This is a genomic window from Ruegeria sp. HKCCD4315 (assembly GCF_013112245.1).
Taxonomy (GTDB): Bacteria; Pseudomonadota; Alphaproteobacteria; order Rhodobacterales; family Rhodobacteraceae; genus Ruegeria.
Window position 1 is genome coordinate 1,616,908 of record NZ_WVRN01000001.1, and the last position, 20,185, is coordinate 1,637,092.

Here is a 20,185-nt window from a genome sequence, read left to right on the forward strand (position 1 = left end):
CCTGTGTCGCCTCTTTGGATTACTCGTCCACCACCGAGAACAAGCTCGGCACTGCGGGGCATGGGGCCAAGTCGTTTTTAATTACGTCAGACAGGCGCGTCTGATGCAAAAACACATAGACATGCGCACTTAGACTTTCCCAAAGACGGTTGGTCAGCGATTGCGCGCGGCTGCCGGAAGACGCACCCGAAGCTCCGGCCCCTTTTTGCAAGGCATCAACAGTCTCATCCACGGCGGCCAGAATTTCGACCACGCGAATTTCAGACGCCGGGCGCGCAAGGCGATATCCGCCACCCGGTCCGCGCACCGATGAAACCAGCTCGGCCCGGCGCAGCTTTACAAAAAGCTGCTCCAGATACGGTAGCGACACATCTTGGCGTTCTGAGATTTCTCCAAGCGTCACAAGCCGGTCGCTTGGTTGCAGCGCAATATCCGCCAAGGCAACCATCGCGTATCGCCCTTTGGTCGACAGCTTCATCTTTTGCCCCCTCTTTGCAGGAATTGCGCGAAATCATTGACGGCGACGCTGCCAGTGCGTATCTCCGACTGACAGCGCTGACGCGCAGTGAAATGTAATTAGAACCGTTCTAAGGTGTCCGACGATTATCGTCAAGTATATCCGGGCACCCGCACGAAAAAGACAGGACCAAAGCACACATGCCCGAGGTGATTTTTCCCGGACCCGAAGGCCGCCTGGAAGGCCGCTACCACCCGCAAAAGGAAAAAGACGCACCGATCGCAATCGTGCTTCACCCGCATCCTCAATTTGGCGGGACCATGAACAACAAGGTGGTCTATAACCTGCACTATGCCTTCTACAACATGGGCTTCACCGTGTTGCGCTTTAACTTCCGCGGCGTTGGCCGCAGTCAGGGCGAGTATGATCAGGGTGTAGGTGAGCTGAGCGATGCGGCTTCGGCACTGGATTATCTGCAATCCATGAACAACAATTCGAAACACTGCTGGGTTGCAGGGTTTTCATTTGGGGCATGGATCGGAATGCAGTTGCTGATGCGCCGGCCTGAAATCACCGGGTTCATCAGCGTGTCGCCACCGGCCAATATGTACGACTTTTCATTCCTGGCGCCCTGCCCCTCATCCGGCCTGATCATCAACGGATCCGCCGACCGTGTGGCTCCTCCGGCAGACACCACGTCACTGGTGAATAAACTACATGAGCAAAAGGGCATCACGATCACTCATAACGAGGTTGAAGGCGCAGATCACTTCTTCCAGGATCGCCACATGGACACGTTGATTACCGATGTCAGCGACTATGTGAAACGCCGCCTGACTGAGAACACCCGCTGATGTCCGACACCATCACAACTCTTGCGGCCAAACTGGCCGAAGATACGATGAAGGTTATGGACGAAACCGGGGAAGACCGTTTCTTTGTCGAAGTCGGCGAAGTGCTGGGGGCGGCCTCGCAGTCTTTGGAAGAGGCATTTCTGACCGAAATCCGCGTGCGCCTGGCCGAGCGTAAGGCCAGACAGTTTGTCATCAGACGTCTGGCTGCACACCGCTCCAAACAAAAAGCGATAGAAAAGCAATGAATGATCGTTTGTCGGCCCAGATCGAGTTTCTGAAACGGGCCGACATGTTGAAGACGGTCGAGCGCGCAAACGTCCTGCTCGACCAGTCCCGACCCGAAAACTCTGCCGAACACAGCTGGCATCTGGCATTGTGGGCCATGGTGATGGCCCCTCTGGCCGGGCCAGATGTGTCGATTGATCGGGTTATCCGAATGTTGCTGTTGCATGATTTGGTTGAGATCGTCGTAGGCGACCATCCAATCCATTTGGAAACCGACTGGGATGAGCTGGCGAACGCAGAACAAAATGCAGCGTCACATCTGTTTGGTCTGCTACCGGAAGATCAGGCGCAGTTCTTTTTGTCCTTGTGGCAAGAGTTCGAAGCAGACCAGACACCAGATGCGCAGTTTGCAAAAGTTCTGGATCGCTGCCAGCCGCTGTTTCAGGTGCTGTGCGCGTCTGATCCCAGGCCAGACCATGTGGATATCGCCCGTGCCAATCTGGATGGGGGCCGAGCGGCCTATCTGTCGCAGGTCTTTCCACTGGCCTTCCGCCACGCAAGCGACCTGCTGAACAGGTCTGCGCCTCAGGACAATGCCTTTACAAGGCGGCTCGACTTTCTGACCGAAGCAGATCAGTTGAAATCGGTGATACGCGCCTCGCGCCTAATGGCTTCGGATCGGTTAGAGAACTCGGCAGAGCATTCCTGGCATATCATGCTTTACGCCTGGGTTTTGTCAGAACACGCGCACTCCGAAATTCGTGTGGATCGGGTGCTTCAGATGCTTCTTCTGCACGATATCGTCGAAATCGATGCCGGAGATCACCCTATTCACGGTCAGGTCAACCACGCCGAGCAGGAGGCAAAGGAACAAGCGGCAGCTCAAAGGTTGTTTGGTCTTTTGCCAGATGCGCAGCAGGTATTTTTCGCGGACTTGTGGCGGGAGTTTGAAGCTTGCGAGAGTGCAGACGCTCGATTTGCAAAATCAGTCGACCGGTTTCAGACACCGATTGCCAACCTGGAAAACGGTGGCGGTTCATGGATCGAATACAACGTAACTTTTGCCCAACTCGAAGCACGTGTGGGACCGGCGATCAGAAATGGGGCACCAGATCTTTGGAAATGGCTGCACCCCATGCTCGTCGGATTTTTCGATAACCGCGAAACTACGCTACTGGACGCGTGACAGAAAAAAAGGAGCCCAAAGGCTCCTTTTTCCCTTTCAAGTTCCGAGTGGCTTTAAAACACACGACTACTATCGAACTGTTGAACCACAATGGCTGCCTCATTTTCGACGGACCCCCCGTCAGCAAGCCACCCAACTGCCACTATCAGACCAGAAACCAAAATGACCGACTTTGCGAATGTCGTCATCGAACAATACTCTTTAACAAATCATAAAATATGAGCCAAACCTTACACTTATTCTAACCTGAGAATAGTCAGGTATACCTGACCTAACGGAAATTTTAGTTTGAGACTTGTCTTGCTTATCGCGCGTGTTCCGTGTTCAAGGCGCACAAACCCTATAGCTCTGCGAGAGACCATAATGCCTCAAGCCTATCTGTTTCTGTTACTCGCCGTGATGGCGGAAACCATCGGCACAACCGCATTGCAGGCCAGCCAGCAATTCACCCGGTTTTGGCCGTCTGTTCTTGTTATTTTGGGGTACGGGGTCGCCTTCTATCTTCTGGCGCTGACCCTCAAAACCATGCCTGTGGGCATCGTTTATGCAATTTGGTCTGGGCTGGGAATCTTTCTGATCGCGATCATCGGGTTCTTGGTGTTTGGTCAAAAGCTGGACTGGCCTGCGGTGCTTGGGCTGAGCATGATTCTGGCTGGAATTCTGATCATTCACCTGTTTTCGAAGACTGCAGGCCACTGATCCACGGTTAGGGCTGGTATATTTTGCCGCGCCGCGTTATGCGCGCGGCAACTTCCCGTTCAAAGGCTGACCTCTCATGGACCTGCGCAATATCGCAATCATCGCTCACGTGGACCACGGTAAAACGACCCTGGTGGATGAGCTGCTCAAACAATCCGGTGCGTTCCGGGAAAATCAGGCTGTGGCGGAACGTGCCATGGACAGCAATGATCTGGAACGTGAACGCGGCATTACCATTCTGGCCAAAGCCACCTCGGTCGAATGGAAAGACACCCGCATTAACATCGTCGACACCCCCGGCCACGCCGATTTCGGTGGCGAGGTTGAGCGGATCCTCAGCATGGTTGACGGTGTTGTCTTGCTGGTCGACGCCGCAGAAGGTCCTATGCCGCAGACCAAGTTTGTGACCTCCAAAGCGTTGGCACTTGGCTTGCGTCCAATCGTGGTTCTGAACAAGGTCGACAAACCCGATGCTGAACCTGATCGTGCGCTGGACGAGTGTTTTGATCTGTTCGCCAACCTTGGGGCTGATGATGATCAGCTGGATTTCCCAGCTATGTACGCCTCAGGCCGTTCTGGTTGGGCGGACATGGAGCTGGACGGCCCTCGCAAGGACCTAAGCGCCCTGTTCGATCTGATCGTCGATCACGTCCCTGCCCCCAAGCAGACCGGCCACAAGGAAGAGCCCTTCCGCATGTTGGCCACCACGCTCGGCAGCGATCCGTTTATCGGTCGTATTCTGACGGGTCGCGTGGAAAGCGGCACATTGAAAGCAGGCGATAGCCTGAAAGCGCTCAGCCGTGATGGCACGCTGATCGAGAACTTCCGCGCCTCGAAAATCCTGGCGTTCCGTGGCCTGGCGCAACAACCCATCGATGTCGCCGAAGCCGGGGACATTGTGACCATCGCTGGAATGAGCAAGGCTACTGTGGCAGATTCCCTGGTCTCGCCACAGGTTGAAGAGGCCCTGCCCGCGCAGCCCATCGACCCGCCAACCATCACCGTGACTTTCGGCATCAACGATTCTCCCCTGGCGGGTCGCGACGGCAAAAAGGTTCAGTCCCGTGTCATCCGAGATCGCCTGATGAAAGAAGCCGAATCGAACGTTGCGATCCGCATCACCGACACCCCTGGCGGCGAAGCTTTCGAAGTCGCTGGCCGTGGCGAATTGCAGATGGGCGTTCTGATCGAGAACATGCGCCGCGAAGGTTTCGAGCTCAGCATCTCCCGACCGCAGGTTCTGTTCCGCGAGGAAAACGGTCAACGGTTGGAGCCCGTGGAAGAAGTCACCATCGACGTGGATGACGAATATTCTGGCGCAGTGATCGAGAAGATCACTGGCGCGCGTAAAGGCGAGTTGGTCGAGATGCGTCCAGCAGGCGCCGGCAAGACCCGCATCATCGCCCACGTCCCTTCGCGCGGCTTGATCGGGTATCATGGAGAGTTTTTGACCGATACACGCGGCACGGGTGTTCTGAACCGCGTGTTTCACGACTGGGCGCCTCACAAAGGCCAAATCCCCGGCCGTCGCGCGGGCGTTCTGATCTCGATGGAGAACGGACAAGCCGTTGCTTATGCGCTGTGGAACCTGGAAGAGCGCGGCCGCATGTTTGTCGGTCCGCAGACCGATGTCTATCAGGGCATGGTGATCGGAGAGCATTCACGCGACAACGATCTGGAGGTCAATCCGCTGAAAGGCAAGAAACTGACCAACGTGCGTGCAAGTGGTTCAGACGATGCGGTCCGTCTTACACCCCACGTTCAGTTCTCGTTGGAAGAGGCCATTGCCTATATCGACGACGACGAACTTGTCGAAGTGACACCCAACGCAGTTCGTCTGCGCAAGCGTTATCTGGACCCACATGAACGCAAGCGGATGGCAAAATCGGCGTGACAACCTGAACTTGTGGCTGACTTAAAGGGAAACAATGGCATAACTGTGGCATTTTTGCTTCCACTTGATCAAAAAACGATTTTCGAAAGGCCGGGCATAACGCCCGGCTTTTTCTTGAAAAGATAGAAATTTCTTCCTTAGGTTGCATTAATTTTTACCCTTTCGCCCTGACCACATCTTGCGATTAAGTCGATCTAAAGGTGTAAATATGCCCGAAGTGTGACGTCGTTCACTCACACAAAAGTTTAAATGGTGCATAGAGATGCACGTGTAAGGTGCCGAGTTCCGAGGAGTTAATGATGGTTTTTCGTTCCCTTAAGTTACCAGTCTTTTTTGCCGTAACGGCAGTTTTTGTTTTGCCTGTGACCGATGCGTTTGCAAGCGGAACGTGTACCGTGAAAACAGCCCGTCAATCCGCGGGGTCGCCGTCAGTCTTGTGCGAATGTGATGCTGTGACCACTGGAATGTTGCGGTATATTCAGCGCCGTGCAGACTTTGATGAGATCGTGGCCCGTCTGGGCGCCGAATGCTCTCCGCTTGCGGATCTGCTGACAGACCTTCCAACGGCATCAGTTGGATCGTCGGACACACGCGCGGGCGATGGGCCGGCAAATGAAGGTACTGGCACCGACGGCTTTGGCGGATTTGGTGACACACCCGACAGTGATGGCCCACAAGGTGATCCCGGTCCGCAGGGTAATCCTGGTCCACAAGGTGATCCAGGCCCACAAAGTGATCCCGGTCCGCAAAACGATCCCGACCCACAAGGTGACCCTGATCCACAAGGTGACCCTGACCCACAAGGAGATCCCGATCCACAGGGCGATCCGGATCCGCAGGACGATCCCGAACCACACGATCCGGATTATGATTATCCGGGTGACGGAATTGGTCTTCGGTAAATCAGACGAAATAAAGTACTTTCAAAGGTCGCCGCAACACTCGGCGACCTTTCTTAAGTGAAGTTATTGTTTAACGGATTTCGATCATTTGAAACCAATTTAACTATAGACGCTGTTGCCAAAGGCCGACCAGCTTCCATGTCGGTTCCTGTAAAATTAGCTCTAACTCTTACCGTAGACACCAACCCATCTTTGCGGTTGGTTAGGATCCTGCATGCGGAGAAAAAGATACCGCGTTGCTTTCCAAGGTTTGATGCGATTGGTCAAATTGTCCAAAACTAAATCACCGTTGGCCGAACGGTATATAAGGACCGCATGAGGGGTTCGGCGTGTATCCAGAACGGTGGCAATCAGCAATTTGTTCGGATCCACCCCCGCATTTATCAAATCCCGCTTCTTGAGCAGTGCAAAGTCTTCGCAATCGCCACCTCTGGTCGTTGGCAATGCCCACAACTCTCTTGTTTTGTACTGAGACTGATCAGTAACTTCTCGGGTCGAGGCGTTCACACGTCGGTTCACCTGCTTCACAATCTGCATTTCCAACTGACTGGAAAGTGCCGCCGATCGTTTTGCTGTGCACGCCCACCGATACTGGCTGCAAAGATTTCTTGCCCCGCTTGGTGGAGGCGAGGACGCGACGGCGGGAATAAAGCGACCTTCAGATGCTTGGGCATCTGTTGTCCCAAAAGGCGATGCAAGGAACATGGCGCTTAGACCAACAGCACATACAGCAGAGGTCAAAGCCTTTGCAAGCCGGTGGTTGGTTGATTTGATCACTGATGTCATGCCCATTCCCCGAGACAGTATCGTTACAACGACTGCCGATACCCAAGGACCATATTCCACTTTTTGAAACTATCCTTTAACGATCCTCAGTCGCAATCATTGAGAACGTGCAAATGAAAAAGGGCGAAAATTCGTTCCATAATTTGACAATTTCGAGCAGGAATTGTCAAAGGGCCGCCATAGTTTAGCAGAGCCATCAACGAGAATGCGTAAAGAATTCTCCATAAGAAATTGTAATATCAACAAAAAAAGCAGCCTGCCAAAGCAGGCTGTTTTTCTGACACGCGCGTCATGTGTAAGCTGAAAACCGCTGAACTCAGCCAAACGGTCTACGGGAACACACCTATTCGGTGATTTCCACCACAACCAACTCTCTTTCGCTGGCATTGCGGGCGTGATTCAGCGCCTGCTGATACTCATCGGAATTGTAGCATTCGACTGCTGATTCTAACGAAGGGAACCGGGCAACCACATTGCGCGGACGCTCCTTGCCTTCCAACTGAACGTATCGCGCGGCCCGAGCGATAAACTCACCACCATGTTTGGCAATGGCTGGACCGGCCAGCTCGGCGTACTTCCCATAAGCCTCGGCATCCGTGACCGTGACATGTGCAATCCAGAGTGCAGCCATCTTATCCTCCCAATACCTGCTCTGCGGCTTTGATCGCGGCATCTGCGTTCGAAGCGTCTTTGCCGCCGCCCTGGGCCATATCAGGTCGGCCTCCGCCGCCCTTGCCACCCAGCTCAACAACCGCTGCCTTGACCAGATCCACCGCCGAAACGGTTCCGGTCAGGTCGTCGGTCACACCGGCTGCGACCGCAGCCTTACCGCCCGTATCTGCGATGAGCAGTACGGCACCTGTTCCTAGACGGGCTTTATGTTCGTCGATCAGCGCCGGAAGGTCTTTACCCGACACACCGCTCAGGGCTTGTGCCAGGAACTTGACGCCGTTGACTTCGCGCGCTTCGCTTCCGCCACCCTGCCCGGCGCCACCTGCCATTGCCAAATCGCGACGCAGCTGAGCGACTTCGTTTTGCAACGATTTGCGTTCATCCAGCAGGCTCTTTACCCGCGCGACAACGTCGTCCGGTTGCGCTTTCAGTTCCAGTGCAACCTGCGCAAGTCGGTGATCCTGAGCCGAAAGGTAACGGTTCGCCTCATCCCCGGTCAGCGCCTCGATCCGGCGCACACCGGCGCTGCTGGCGCTGTCGCCCAGTACCACAAACGTGCCGATATCCCCTGTCTGGCGCACATGCGTACCGCCGCACAGTTCGATCGACCAAGTTTCGCCATCCTGTCCCTTGCCAGTTGGCGCCTTACCCATCGAGACAACACGCACTTCGTCGCCGTATTTCTCGCCAAACAACGCTTGGGCTCCAAGCTCACGCGCATCGTCAGGGGTCATAATCCGGGTTTCAACGGTCGAGTTCTGGCGAATGAAGCTGTTCACCTCGCGCTCGACCTTTTGGATTTCCTCAAGGCTCAGCGCTTTGGAATGGCTGAAATCAAACCGCAGACGATCTGCTGCATTCAGCGAGCCACGCTGCGCCACGTGATCCCCCAATGCTTCCCGCAGTGCTTCGTGTAGCAGGTGCGTGGCCGAATGGTTGGCGCGAATGGCAGTACGGCGGGCGTGATCCACCTCAAGCTCGACCGCGTCGCCTTTGGACAGCTTGCCGTTTTCGACCGTTACCTTATGTGCATAGACTTTGCCGTCGGCGAATTTCCGGGTGTCCTCCACCCGGCTGAGGTCATCGCGGTCTTCGACTCGGCGCAGTTCACCCGTATCGCCAATCTGACCACCGGCCTCGCCATAAAACGGGGTCTGGTTCACGACAACCCAACCGCTGCCCCCTGCTTCGATGGCATCGACCAAAGCGCCATCTACGACCAGCGCGGCAACTTGCGCTTCGGCCTTCTCTGTCTCATACCCAAGGAAATCCGTCGCACCGGCTGAGTCCAGCACGTCAAACCACACCGCCTGATCCGCAGCTTCGCCAGACCCGGCCCAGGCCGCCCGCGCCTTGGCTTTCTGTTCGGCCATTGCAGAATCAAACCCGTCGGTATCGACGGCACGACCCTTCTCGCGCAGCGCATCCTGCGTCAGGTCCAATGGGAAACCATAGGTGTCATAGAGTTTGAAAGCCGCCGCCCCTTGTAAAGGCGCGCCTTCGGCTAGCCCTGCAACCTCGTCATCCAACAGCTTCAAACCGCGATCCAGTGTTTGCTTGAACTTGGTTTCCTCAAGCAACAGCGTCTCTTCGATTAAGGGCTGGGCCTGGGTCAACTCCGAGTAATGCCCTCCCATGAGCTGCACCAACGACGGCACGAGGCGATGCATGACAGGATCCTTGGCCCCCAACAGGTGCGCATGGCGCATGGCGCGGCGCATGATCCGGCGCAGAACATAACCGCGCCCATCATTGCTGGGCATGACCCCATCGGCAATCAGGAACGAGGTGGAACGAAGGTGGTCAGCAATCACGCGGTGATGCACATTCTGGTCACCATAGGGATCCACGCCGGTCGCATCTGCAGACGCCTCGATCAGAGTTTTGAACAGGTCAGTGTCATAGTTGTCATGGCTGCCCTGCAGCAATGCGCCGATCCGTTCCAGTCCCATACCAGTGTCGATGGACTGCATGTCCAGTTCGACCATCGAGCCGTCTTCGAACTGCTCGTTTTGCATGAAGACGACGTTCCAGATTTCGATAAAACGGTCGCCATCTTCTTCGGCCGATCCCGGAGGGCCACCCCAGATGTGATCGCCATGGTCATAGAAGATCTCGGTGCATGGTCCGCAGGGTCCGGTCGGGCCCATCTGCCAGAAATTATCATTGGTCGCGATCCGGATGATGCGATCTTCGGGCACGCCAACCTTTTTCCAGATCTCAAACGCCTCGTCATCGGTGTGATAGACCGTGGTCAACAGGCGGTTCTTGTCGATGCCGAATTCCTTGGTAATCAGGTTCCAAGCGAACGGGATAGCGTCATGCTTAAAGTAATCCCCGAATGAAAAGTTGCCCAACATCTCGAAAAACGTGTGGTGACGCGCGGTATAGCCCACATTGTCGAGGTCGTTATGTTTGCCACCGGCCCGTACACATTTCTGTGCCGTCGTGGCACGTGTATAGTCGCGGGTTTCCAGACCGGTGAACAGGTTCTTGAACTGAACCATGCCCGAGTTCACGAACATCAGCGTTGGGTCGTTACGCGGCACCAGCGGGCTGGATGCCACAACCTCATGCCCCTGTTTTTCAAAGTAGTTCAGAAAGGTCGATCGGATGTCGTTCAGGGTTGGCATAGGGCTCTCTCGGCGCACATAAATCTTGGTCACCGCAGGTTTATCCCTCTGTCAGAAAAGTGTCCACAGCAGAGGTGCGCCAGAATGCAGCAAGGCGGCCCGATGGACCGCCTTGTTTCGTTCTTGCCTACTTTCGTTTGGAAATAACCGGACTTCCAGTTTTCCAATCAGCGATCGTCACGCTTCAAGGATATCATCATCCTCGACAGCACCCGGTGGCATATCGAAATCCAGCCCATGTGCAGCGCGGATCTTGTCTTCAATGTCCAAGGCGATCCGGCTGTTGTCACGCAAATATTGCTTGGCGTTCTCACGCCCCTGCCCGATCCGTTCGTCGCCATAGCTGAACCAAGACCCCGATTTCTCGACCACGCCAGCTTTAACACCCAGATCCAGTAGCTCACCCATTTTCGAGATACCTTCGCCGTACATGATGTCGAATTCGACCTGCTTGAACGGAGGAGCAACTTTGTTCTTCACGACCTTGACGCGTGTTTGGTTGCCGACAACCTCGTCCCGGTCCTTGATCGCACCGATGCGGCGGATATCTAGACGCACAGAGCTGTAGAACTTCAACGCGTTACCACCGGTGGTGGTTTCCGGGCTGCCGAACATCACACCGATTTTCATCCGAATCTGGTTGATAAAGATCACCATACAATTCGAACGGCTGATCGAACCGGTCAGTTTCCGCATTGCCTGACTCATCAGACGGGCCTGAACGCCAACATTGCTGTCGCCCATGTCGCCTTCAAGCTCGGATTTCGGTGTCAGCGCCGCCACCGAGTCGACAACGACCATGTTGACCGCACCCGACCGCACCAGCGTATCGGTGATTTCCAGAGCTTGTTCACCCGTGTCCGGCTGCGAAATCAGCAGCTCATCCAAATCAACGCCCAGTTTGCGGGCATATTGCGGGTCCAACGCGTGCTCAGCATCAACAAAGGCACAAACACCACCGCGTTTTTGTTGTTCGGCAATACAATGCAGTGTCAGCGTCGTTTTACCCGAACTTTCCGGGCCGTAGATTTCAACAATCCGCCCCATCGGCAGGCCGCCGATTCCCAGCGCGATGTCCAAACCCAGCGAGCCGGTTGAGCTTGCTTCGATATCCTGCGTGGCACCTTCGCCCAGCTTCATGATCGAGCCTTTACCGAATTGCCGTTCGATCTGGGCCAGTGCGCTGTCGAGCGCCTTTTGCTTGTCTGCGTTTTTCTTGTCGCTCATTGTCAGAAGATCCGCCATTGTCCTGTCGCCTTCCCTTTTGTCACACCCTTGATCGGGCGGCAATCGCTGCTTTGTTCGCCTCTTGTTCCTTATGGGACCAAAAAGAGAACATTTCAACTAAAACTTACAGAACTCACTCTTCTGCAATTGTGTTAAAGAGTCGTTTACGACAATCTGTGCAAGCAATCAGGACAAGGCGGAACGCGGTACATGCTTGTTTTCTTTGAAGAACGTCTGGCTTTTCTTGCCGTTCCCAAGACTGGCAGCACGGCTTATCATACGGCCTTGCGTGATCGAGCTGATCTTGTGGTCACTCATCCACCAGAACTGAAACACGCGCCGGTGCGCCGGTTTGACCGCTTTTTTCAAAACATGTTTTTGAAAATGTACGACACGGAAATGGAAATCATGGCTGTTGTACGTGAACCCATCGACTGGCTGGGCAGTTGGTATCGGTTTCGCAGTCGCGAAGACCTGATTGGTCACCCTCATTCCACCCGCGACATGAGTTTTGACAAGTTTGTGCAAGCCTATATGCAAAACCAACGCCCTGAGTTTGCCGATGTTGGAAGCCAAAGTCAGTTTTTCCGCACCCGAAGCAATGGGCGTGGAGCGACACATGTCTTCAAATATGAAAACCAGACTGGGATTTTGGACTTTTTGCAAACGCGGCTGAACATGGACATCGTCTTGCCACGTGAAAACGTGTCACCTGCAGGAGATCTGAGCCTTTCGCCGAGTACTGAACGACAATTCCGCAATTCACATGCAGCGGAGTTTGCCATTCATAACGCGGCGCTTTGATCAGTTCATTTGCTGAAAAACAGCCTCGGTCAACTGATTGAGTGAGAAAGGTTTGGGCAAGAACGTTGAGTTTGAAATGCCCGGCCCGGACTCGCCGAATGCGCCCTCGGTATATCCTGATACAAAGACAACGCGCGCGTCCGGGCGCGTTTCCCGCGCTTTGCGGACCCAGGTAGGCCCGTCCATTCCCGGCATGACCACATCCGTCACAAAGACATCCACGTTCAACGACGCGTCCTCGAGAAGTTTCAGCGCCTCTTCGGCCGAATCCGCTTCGAGAACGGTATAACCTTTCAATCGCAGCGCGCGGGTGGCAAAGGCGCGAACCGGTGCCTCGTCTTCGACCAGCAGCACCACCCCTTCGCCTTGCCGTGCGCTTTGCGCGTCAGGTTTTGCCGGGTTTGTGATCTCGGTTTTTTCATCAGTCGCGCACACCGGCAAAAAGACTGTGAACTCTGTACCGCGCCCGACAACACTATCGACGAAGATGAACCCGCCTGTTTGTTTCACAATGCCATAGACGGTCGAAAGACCAAGTCCAGTACCCTCACCTGTTCGTTTTGTTGTATAAAACGGCTCAAAAACCTTTTGCAGCTTGTCGGCTGGAATACCTGTCCCGCTGTCCACCACCTTGACCGTGACGTATTCGCCAGGTTGAACTGTCGCCCGATCTCGGCTGAACGGTTGGGACAATCGCATAACTTCGGTTTCGATACGAATCTCTCCGCCGTCAGGCATTGCGTCTCGGGCGTTGACGACAAGGTTCATCAGAACCTGTTCCAATTGTCGTTTGTCTGCCCGCACCGGTTTGAGAACCGGGTCATGACTGAGCGTCAATTGCACCTTTTCACCCACCAAACGGTTTAGCAGGTGAATAAGGTCCGAAATCGTGTCGCGCAGATCCAACACTTCGGGTCTGAGCGTTTGTTTTCGCGAGAACGCCAGAAGCTGACTGACCAGGGCCGCGGCACGGTTGGCGTTTTGGTTGATCTGAACAAGATCCCCAAAATCCGGATCGTTCTGGTCGTGCCGCAACAACAACAAATCGCAGTGACCGGAAATCGCTGTTAGCAGATTGTTGAAATCATGCGCGACGCCTCCGGCCAATTGCCCCACGGCTTGCATTTTCTGACCCTGAACAAATTGCGCCTCCAGCGTTTTCAGCTCAGTCGCGTCGTTCAGGACTGCAATCAGCCCCACCTTGCCGTCGATGACAACTTTGCTCAATGTGACTTGAACAAAAATTTCTTTGTCGTCTCGGCTAAGCTGCAGAAACTCTGACCGAGGTACATCATCTTCCGAAGCGACCCCTGCAAGCCAATCCCGAAGCGGAACCCGCAGCCCTCGCATGATGTCGTCGATACAGGTTCCCTTTAGGCTGTCTTTCCCCAACAACTTTATCGCCAGCCTGTTCGTGTCGAGGATTGTGCCGTCCGACGAAAGGGTCAGGATTGGAATCGGAAGATCCTCGAAAGACGCACCGGCACCTTGTGTTGTGGACGTGCCGACAGGGATCAGGCCCAAATGTTGTTTCGACCCCGTGGTCGACAAATTAGCGACGGCGGCTGAGACCAGACCGTCACGGGCGTTCACCAAATTTGTGGCCCCAATTACCGGTGCACCGTCAAGAAAGACGTCCTGAACACGTTTCACGTCAGAACCAAGCATCTTTTCGGCAGCGGAATTGGCATGCTGGATTTCGCCTTTATGCCCAACGGAAAGAACCGGGATGGCCAAGTCACGGCTGTTTGCCCCCTCGCCCTCTTCAAAGCGCCAACAAAACAACTCGGTGTCCAGCCGAGACACGGTGAGGGATAACATGTTCGCGCTGTTGGGAAACTCATCATAGGCACGGCCATGCGATTGTGCCTGAGATTGCAACCGAAGCAAAACGGCCTGAGGGTTCGAAAAGGTCGATCGCAAGCATAAACTCAGGGACTTACCAGTTTCGGCCCCAAACCGTTTTTGTGCGTGTATGTTCGCGACCAGAATATCGCCAAACCTGTCGGCCACCAGAAAGGGGGCAACCTCCAGTTCCGCAAATGCCCTCATCAGGGCTGCACTGCGCTGTGCGGATCGGATGGCCAATCGCCCCTTTATCGTGACGCAAAGCACCGCAAATAAAAGGGAAACACCGGCCACTGTAAGGCCAGAACTCCACTCCGGCGGCAACAGACCTGTGATTGGCGCTAAGGCGATCAAAAGAGCCAAGCTCAGAAGCGATCCTACGCGCGTCGCTGAAGGCAGTTGGGTGTAAGAGAGGTCGCGTACAGAAAATGCAGTGTCAGACATAAACGGCTCAAACGCAAAAAGGTGTCGGAAGTAACATCCAAAATGGTTAATGCCCGCTTAACTAAAGAATGCGGGAAATTATCTACCTTAGGTTGTTATTTGCCGGAGCCTTATCTCGTCAAGTGTGCCGTGAAAAACCCGTCTGACCCGTGTGCGACTTGCCATGATTTGCGAAATGTCTCGGCCCATTCCGGGTTTCGCGCCAAAAAGGAATCAACGATTGAGCCGTTTTCGTCAGTCAGAACCGAGCAGGTCGCATAGGCGAACACACCGCCCTTTCGAACTAAAGCGGTCGTATTCTGTAAAATTCCGGATTGGATTTGCGTGAGATCTTGCAAGCGCTCTTCGGTCAAAGCCCACTTTCCCGCAGGTGCGCGCCGCCACGACCCGCTTCCAGAACACGGAGCATCCGCAAGTACGATGTCAAAGGGCTTTTGTGCGTCTAGATCCTTTGACGTCAGAATCTTCACGCGGGCCCCGGCGCGTTTTGCGCGCGCAGGAAGATCCCGCATCCGGGCTGCATTCACGTCATGGGCAAAGACTTCAACACCTTTAAACGCAGCCAAGGCCAGCGATTTGCCACCGCCCCCTGCGCAGTAGTCAAGGACACGCATGCCCGGCTGAAGCTCTAGCGCCGAAACAACCGCCTGACTGGCAGCGTCCTGCAATTCGACCAACCCGTCCTGATAGGCGCGGCCCTGTGCAATCTTACGCGCGCCTTCGGTCACTTCCAAAGCTGTCGTGCAAAACGCGTGAGGTTGTGCAATAACACCGTCGGCCTGCAGTGCGGCTATCGCAGACGCCGCATCAGCTTTGAGCAAGTTCACCCTTAAATGCACCGGAGCGCGTGATTGCAGCGCCTCGGCCACGGCCGGAGTCTCAGATCCCAACGAAGCCGAAAACCGGGGCCAAAGCCATTCGGGAATATCAAATCGTTCGGCGTCTGACCGAAAGGCCCGTGAGGTCTCTGACGGCTGCACGGGATCAGGCGCATGTCTGTCGCCTGTGAATATGGCTGCTGTGTCCCCACCTTGCGCCCGGATCGCTCCGATCATCAATCCGCGTCCGCTGTGGCTGCTGCCAAGCGCTGCAAAGGATCGCTGGCAGCGCAGTGCATCAAACACATGATCCCGTACCGCTGCGCGATCTTTTGATCCTGCAAAGCGGCTGCGACGTGCCCATCCGGTCAACGCCTTTTCAACGGGCGCTCCGGTCAAAATCTCGTCCAAGATTTCAATCGCGGCCTGAACACGAGCTGCCGGGGTCATGTCGACCTCCCTAAGGTGTGGGTGAACGCAAAACGGCGCCCGTGTCTGGGCGCCGCATGCAACAGGTCAGCAGATCACATCACCCGGTAATTGGGGCTTTCGCGGGTGATCTGAACGTCATGCACGTGGCTTTCCTTCAGACCGGCACCGGTGATTTTAACAAAGCTGCAATTTTTGCGCATCTCTTCAACGGTCGCACATCCAGTATAGCCCATTGCGGCACGCAGGCCGCCCACAAGCTGGTGGATCACAGCACTGGCGGAGCCTTTGTAAGGTACCTGCCCTTCGATACCTTCAGGCACCAGCTTGTCATTGGCAGCGTCCTTCTGGAAATACCGGTCCGCCGATCCACGCGCCATGGCACCCAGGCTTCCCATCCCGCGATAGGATTTGAACGAGCGGCCCTGATACAGGATCACTTCGCCCGGGCTTTCATCGGTGCCTGCGATCATCGAACCGACCATGGCACAAGAGGCACCTGCAGCAATCGCCTTGGCAAAATCGCCCGAGAATTTGATGCCTCCGTCAGCGATGACGGGCACGTCACCTGCGGCTGCCGAACAATCACTGATCGCGGTCAGCTGCGGTACGCCAACGCCCGCCACCATTCGCGTGGTGCAGATCGACCCCGGACCGATACCAACCTTGATGGCGTCAGCCCCCGCATCAATCAATGCTTTGGTCGCTTCACCCGTGGCCACGTTTCCTGCGATGATCTGAACTTCATTGGATAGCGTCTTAACGCGCTTTACCGCGTCCAACACGCCTTGCGAATGGCCATGAGCAGTGTCGACCACAATGATGTCCACACCCGAATCCACCAGTTGTTCCGAGCGCTCAAACCCTGCGTCCCCGACCGACGTGGCGGCAGCCACGCGCAGACGGCCCAGCCGATCTTTGCAAGCTGTAGGGTTCAAGACGGCTTGTTCAGTGTCTTTCAAAGTTAAAAGCCCGGTCAGTTTCCCCTGAGCGTCTACCACAAGCAGCTTTTCGATGCGTCGGGCCCGCATCAGGCTTTTGGCTTCTTCCAGATCTGCGGGTTCTTGCAGCATGGCCAGATTGTCAGCCGTCATCATCGCCTTGATCGGAGTATCGTCCGAAGTGGCAAACCGCATATCCCGGTTTGTCACGATGCCCACAACGCGGCCTTCCGCATCCACGACAGGGAAACCGGTGAAGTTGTAGCGTTCCACCAGGGCCTGTGCATCTGCCAGCGTCTGGTCCGCGCGCAACGTGACAGGGTTATAAACGATACCCGATTCAAACCGCTTGACCCGGCGCACTTCGCGGGCTTGCTCTTCGACCGAAAGGTTCTTGTGAATGACCCCGATGCCACCGGCTTGAGCCATTGCAATCGCCATGCGCGCCTCGGTCACGGTGTCCATGGCCGAGCTCAGCAGCGGTATGTTCATGGTGATTTCACGCGTCACGCGTGTGGTGGTATCTGCTGTCGCCGGAAGCACTGAAGATGCGCCCGGAACCAGAAGAACGTCGTCAAAGGTGAGTGCCTCACGAATCTGCATCTGAAAACCCCATGCAAAAGCCCGTTTGACGGCGACCCTATCGCATGGATTGAACCAAAGGGAAAGCCCCCCAAAGCAACTCAGGGCAATGGCGGTACAGAAAACGCCGCAAGCTGAGCAAATCGTGCCGCTGATAGCCCTTTCCCTTTGCGCTCAACATCATATCTTGCGCCCAATACGCGCGAATATGAAAAGGTATGTCTCTGATGACCACCGACCCACTTGTCGTCTTTACGCCCTCTGGCAAACGCGGACACTTCCCTGTTGGAACTCCGATTCTAACTGCGGCCCGTCAGTTGGGCGTCGATCTGGATTCGGTCTGCGGCGGGCGTGGAATCTGCTCCAAATGTCAGATCACACCCAGCTACGGCGAGTTTCCCAAGCACGGCGTCACCGTATCCGAAAACGCGCTGAGCGAATGGAACGCGGTTGAACAGCGCTATGACGACAAGCGAGGCTTGAAACCGGGCCGTCGTCTGGGATGTCAGGCGTCCGTGCAAGGTGATGTCGTGATCGATGTCCCACCCGAAAGCCAGGTGCACCGTCAGGTCGTGCGTAAGGCGGCCGCGGCCCGCGCCATCACCATGGACCCGGCCACCCGCCTGTACTTCGTGGTCGTCGAAGAACCCGACATGCATTCGCCCACGGGCGATCTTGAGCGTCTGGAACGCGCCCTGCGCGAGCAGTGGAAGATCGAAGCTGTCACAGCCGATCTGTCGCTTTTGTCCAAGCTGCAGCCGGTTCTGCGCAAGGGCAAGTGGGAGGCCACGGTGGCCGTTCACAAGGGCCACAACGACAGCGTTGCCCGCATTGTCGAAATCTGGCCGGGCCTGCATGAAGGCGGGCTTTATGGCTTGGCAATCGACCTCGGCTCGACCACCATCGCAGCCCACCTGACCGACCTGGAAACGGGTGAGGTCAAGGCGTCCTCGGGTCTGATGAACCCGCAAATTCGCTTTGGCGAAGATCTGATGAGCCGCGTTTCATATTCAATGATGAATCCGGGTGGTGATCAGGAAATGACCAAAGCCGTGCGCGAGGCGATCAACGATCTGACCACCTCAATTGCCGAAGAGGCCAAGATCGACGCCGCACTGATCGTGGAAACCGTATTTGTTTGTAACCCGGTCATGCACCACTTGCTGTTGGGTCTGGATCCGGTTGAGCTGGGGCAAGCGCCTTTTGCGCTGGCCACATCGGAAAGCATGTCCCTGCCCGCGCGCGAGATGGATCTGACGACCATGAACCCGCGCGCACAGATCTACATCCTTCCTTGCATTGCGGGCCATGTGGGCGCGGACTGCGCAGCCGTGGCGCTGTCGGAGGAACCGGGCAAATCCGAAGATCTGGTCTTGATCGTGGACGTAGGCACCAACGCGGAAATCCTGTTGGGCAACACCAGCCGCGTTCTAGCCTGTTCTTCGCCAACCGGACCTGCGTTTGAGGGTGCTCAGATCAGCTCGGGGCAGCGCGCGGCCCCCGGCGCAATCGAGCGGATTGAGATCGACCCTGTTACCAAAGAACCACGTTTCCGCGTGATCGGGTCCGAAAAGTGGTCGGATGAGGACGGGTTTGACCAAGATATAGCAACCACTGGCATCACAGGCATCTGTGGTTCCGGCATCATCGAGGCCGTTGCTGAAATGCGTATCGCCGGCTTGCTGGATGAAAGCGGATTGATTGGTTCGGCCGAGCAGACCGGTACAGCACGCTGTGTCCCCGAAGGACGAACCCATGCCTATCTGATCCACGACGCCAGCGCCGAAGGTGGCCCGCGCATCACCGTCACCCAAGGCGACATTCGCGCCATCCAGCTGGCAAAATCGGCGCTTTATGCCGGTGCGCGCCTGTTGATGGATGAGATGGATGTCGACCGTGTCGATCGTGTGGTTCTGGCCGGTGCGTTCGGGGCGCATATCTCGACCAAGCATGCGATGGTTCTGGGGATGATCCCGGATGCGCCGCTGGACAAGGTCACTAGCGCGGGCAACGCCGCAGGAACCGGTGCACGTATTGCACTGTGCAATATCGCAGCACGGACTGAGATTGAACGCGTCGTACGCGAGATCACGAAAATTGAAACCGCTATCGAACCAAAGTTCCAGGATCACTTCGTCGCGGCCAACGCGATTCCACACAAAACTGATCCATTCCCGGAACTGGCGCAGGTTGTCACGTTGCCCCACCCAAGCTTCAACACAGGCGGTGCCGACGCCGAAGCCGGTGGCGGCCGTCGCCGTCGGCGTCGCGGATAATCATACATTGGAACGACCGGCACTTGGTTGCCGGTCGTTCCTTGCAGAAACTCCAAGTTCAATGGCCGTCAATGCCAGGAATCAAGTCAGACCGCGGTGCACATGCACGGCGCACGGCGCGTGACGAACAACGCGCGAAGCTGTCGATCCCAGGAAATAGTCGCTCAACCCCGGTTGGTGAGAACCAATGACGATACAATCGATGCTCCTGCTTGTGGCATAATCAATGATCGTCCGGGCAGTGTGGCCTTTGACGATTTCGGGTGTCACACCTTCAAGGCCCTCAACCTTTTCCAACAGTTTCAGTCGCGCACGGTCAAACCCTTCTGCGACAACGGATTTATCCAGGTAGGCACTGACAGATCCCTGTGGCATTTCGTAAACGTGCAATGCGATTATGTCGGCCCCGTTTTCCGACAATGCGCGTGCAACTTCCAGCGTGTGCTGCGATATGCCGTGATCCAATGCCATAGGGACAAGAACTTTTTTATACATCGAGGCCTCCAAA

The 20,185-nt window shown here is 55.7% G+C and carries 17 protein-coding genes; 8 read left to right on the plus strand and 9 right to left on the minus strand.

Translation table 11 applies throughout. The features are described 5' to 3' along the window. Positions 1–19 precede the first annotated feature (19 nt). Positions 20–478 carry an Rrf2 family transcriptional regulator gene (locus tag GS646_RS08190; RefSeq protein ID WP_171089975.1) on the minus strand — a complete coding sequence of 153 codons (459 nt, stop codon included), beginning with the start codon at positions 476–478 and terminating at the stop codon, positions 20–22. A gap of 179 nt (positions 479–657) precedes the next feature. Between GS646_RS08190 and GS646_RS08195 the strand changes: the two genes are divergently transcribed. The 6 genes from GS646_RS08195 (at position 658) to GS646_RS08220 (ending at position 6,217) form a co-directional block, all read left to right on the plus strand. Beyond that, entirely contained in the window at positions 658–1,311 is a 654-nt protein-coding gene (locus GS646_RS08195) for an alpha/beta hydrolase (RefSeq protein ID WP_170324952.1), read from the plus strand. Continuing rightward, entirely contained in the window at positions 1,311–1,556 is a 246-nt protein-coding gene (locus tag GS646_RS08200) for a hypothetical protein (RefSeq protein ID WP_171089973.1), read from the plus strand. Before GS646_RS08195 ends, GS646_RS08200 begins: the two co-directional genes overlap by 1 nt. Beyond that, the gene (locus tag GS646_RS08205; RefSeq protein ID WP_171183169.1) at positions 1,553–2,722 is read left to right on the plus strand and encodes an HD domain-containing protein; all 1,170 of its coding nucleotides are present in this window, start codon (positions 1,553–1,555) and stop codon (positions 2,720–2,722) included. The genes GS646_RS08200 and GS646_RS08205 overlap by 4 nt, the downstream gene beginning before the upstream one ends. Before the next feature lie 363 nt (positions 2,723–3,085). After that, the gene (locus tag GS646_RS08210) at positions 3,086–3,421 is read left to right on the plus strand and encodes a multidrug efflux SMR transporter (RefSeq protein ID WP_171183167.1); all 336 of its coding nucleotides are present in this window, start codon (positions 3,086–3,088) and stop codon (positions 3,419–3,421) included. A 76-nt stretch (positions 3,422–3,497) separates the two neighbouring features. Next, on the plus strand, positions 3,498–5,315 hold the full coding sequence (gene typA / locus GS646_RS08215) for a translational GTPase TypA (RefSeq protein WP_171183165.1): 1,818 nt from the start codon (positions 3,498–3,500) through the stop codon (positions 5,313–5,315). Between the two features lie 464 nt (positions 5,316–5,779). Next, positions 5,780–6,217: a hypothetical protein gene (locus GS646_RS08220; RefSeq protein WP_171678510.1), complete on the plus strand. Its 438-nt coding sequence runs from the start codon at positions 5,780–5,782 to the stop codon at positions 6,215–6,217. Positions 6,218–6,379: 162 nt separating this feature from the next. Here GS646_RS08220 and GS646_RS08225 read toward each other — a convergent pair whose 3' ends face one another. From GS646_RS08225 to recA, 4 genes are all read right to left on the minus strand, one after another. Beyond that, on the minus strand, positions 6,380–7,003 hold the full coding sequence (locus tag GS646_RS08225; protein ID WP_253746394.1) for a transglutaminase-like cysteine peptidase: 624 nt from the start codon (positions 7,001–7,003) through the stop codon (positions 6,380–6,382). Positions 7,004–7,346: 343 nt separating this feature from the next. Continuing rightward, complete coding sequence (locus GS646_RS08230; protein WP_171089965.1) at positions 7,347–7,634, minus strand: DUF1330 domain-containing protein; 288 nt, start codon at positions 7,632–7,634, stop codon at positions 7,347–7,349. Position 7,635: 1 nt separating this feature from the next. Beyond that, on the minus strand, positions 7,636–10,308 hold the full coding sequence (gene alaS, locus GS646_RS08235; protein ID WP_171183161.1) for an alanine--tRNA ligase: 2,673 nt from the start codon (positions 10,306–10,308) through the stop codon (positions 7,636–7,638). Between the two features lie 177 nt (positions 10,309–10,485). Further along, entirely contained in the window at positions 10,486–11,553 is a 1,068-nt protein-coding gene (gene recA / locus GS646_RS08240; RefSeq protein WP_171183159.1) for a recombinase RecA, read from the minus strand. 192 nt (positions 11,554–11,745) lie between these two features. Between recA and GS646_RS08245 the strand changes: the two genes are divergently transcribed. Then, the gene (locus GS646_RS08245) at positions 11,746–12,339 is read left to right on the plus strand and encodes a sulfotransferase family 2 domain-containing protein (protein WP_171646934.1); all 594 of its coding nucleotides are present in this window, start codon (positions 11,746–11,748) and stop codon (positions 12,337–12,339) included. Here the strand turns inward: GS646_RS08245 and GS646_RS08250 are convergent, their stop codons facing one another. The 3 genes from GS646_RS08250 to guaB form a co-directional block, all read right to left on the minus strand. After that, a complete protein-coding gene (locus GS646_RS08250) occupies positions 12,340–14,631 on the minus strand; it encodes an ATP-binding protein (protein WP_171646933.1) in 2,292 nt (763 codons plus the stop codon). Positions 14,632–14,741: 110 nt separating this feature from the next. After that, entirely contained in the window at positions 14,742–15,899 is a 1,158-nt protein-coding gene (locus tag GS646_RS08255) for an RsmB/NOP family class I SAM-dependent RNA methyltransferase (RefSeq protein WP_171646932.1), read from the minus strand. Between the two features lie 74 nt (positions 15,900–15,973). After that, positions 15,974–17,422: an IMP dehydrogenase gene (gene guaB, locus GS646_RS08260; RefSeq protein WP_171183152.1), complete on the minus strand. Its 1,449-nt coding sequence runs from the start codon at positions 17,420–17,422 to the stop codon at positions 15,974–15,976. A gap of 206 nt (positions 17,423–17,628) precedes the next feature. On the opposite strand from guaB, the gene GS646_RS08265 reads away from it, so the two are divergent. Next, positions 17,629–19,677: an ASKHA domain-containing protein gene (locus GS646_RS08265; RefSeq protein WP_171183631.1), complete on the plus strand. Its 2,049-nt coding sequence runs from the start codon at positions 17,629–17,631 to the stop codon at positions 19,675–19,677. Positions 19,678–19,758: 81 nt separating this feature from the next. On the opposite strand, the gene GS646_RS08270 is transcribed toward GS646_RS08265, so the two are convergent. After that, positions 19,759–20,172: a universal stress protein gene (locus GS646_RS08270; RefSeq protein WP_171646931.1), complete on the minus strand. Its 414-nt coding sequence runs from the start codon at positions 20,170–20,172 to the stop codon at positions 19,759–19,761. Between the last annotated feature and the right edge of the window lie 13 nt (positions 20,173–20,185).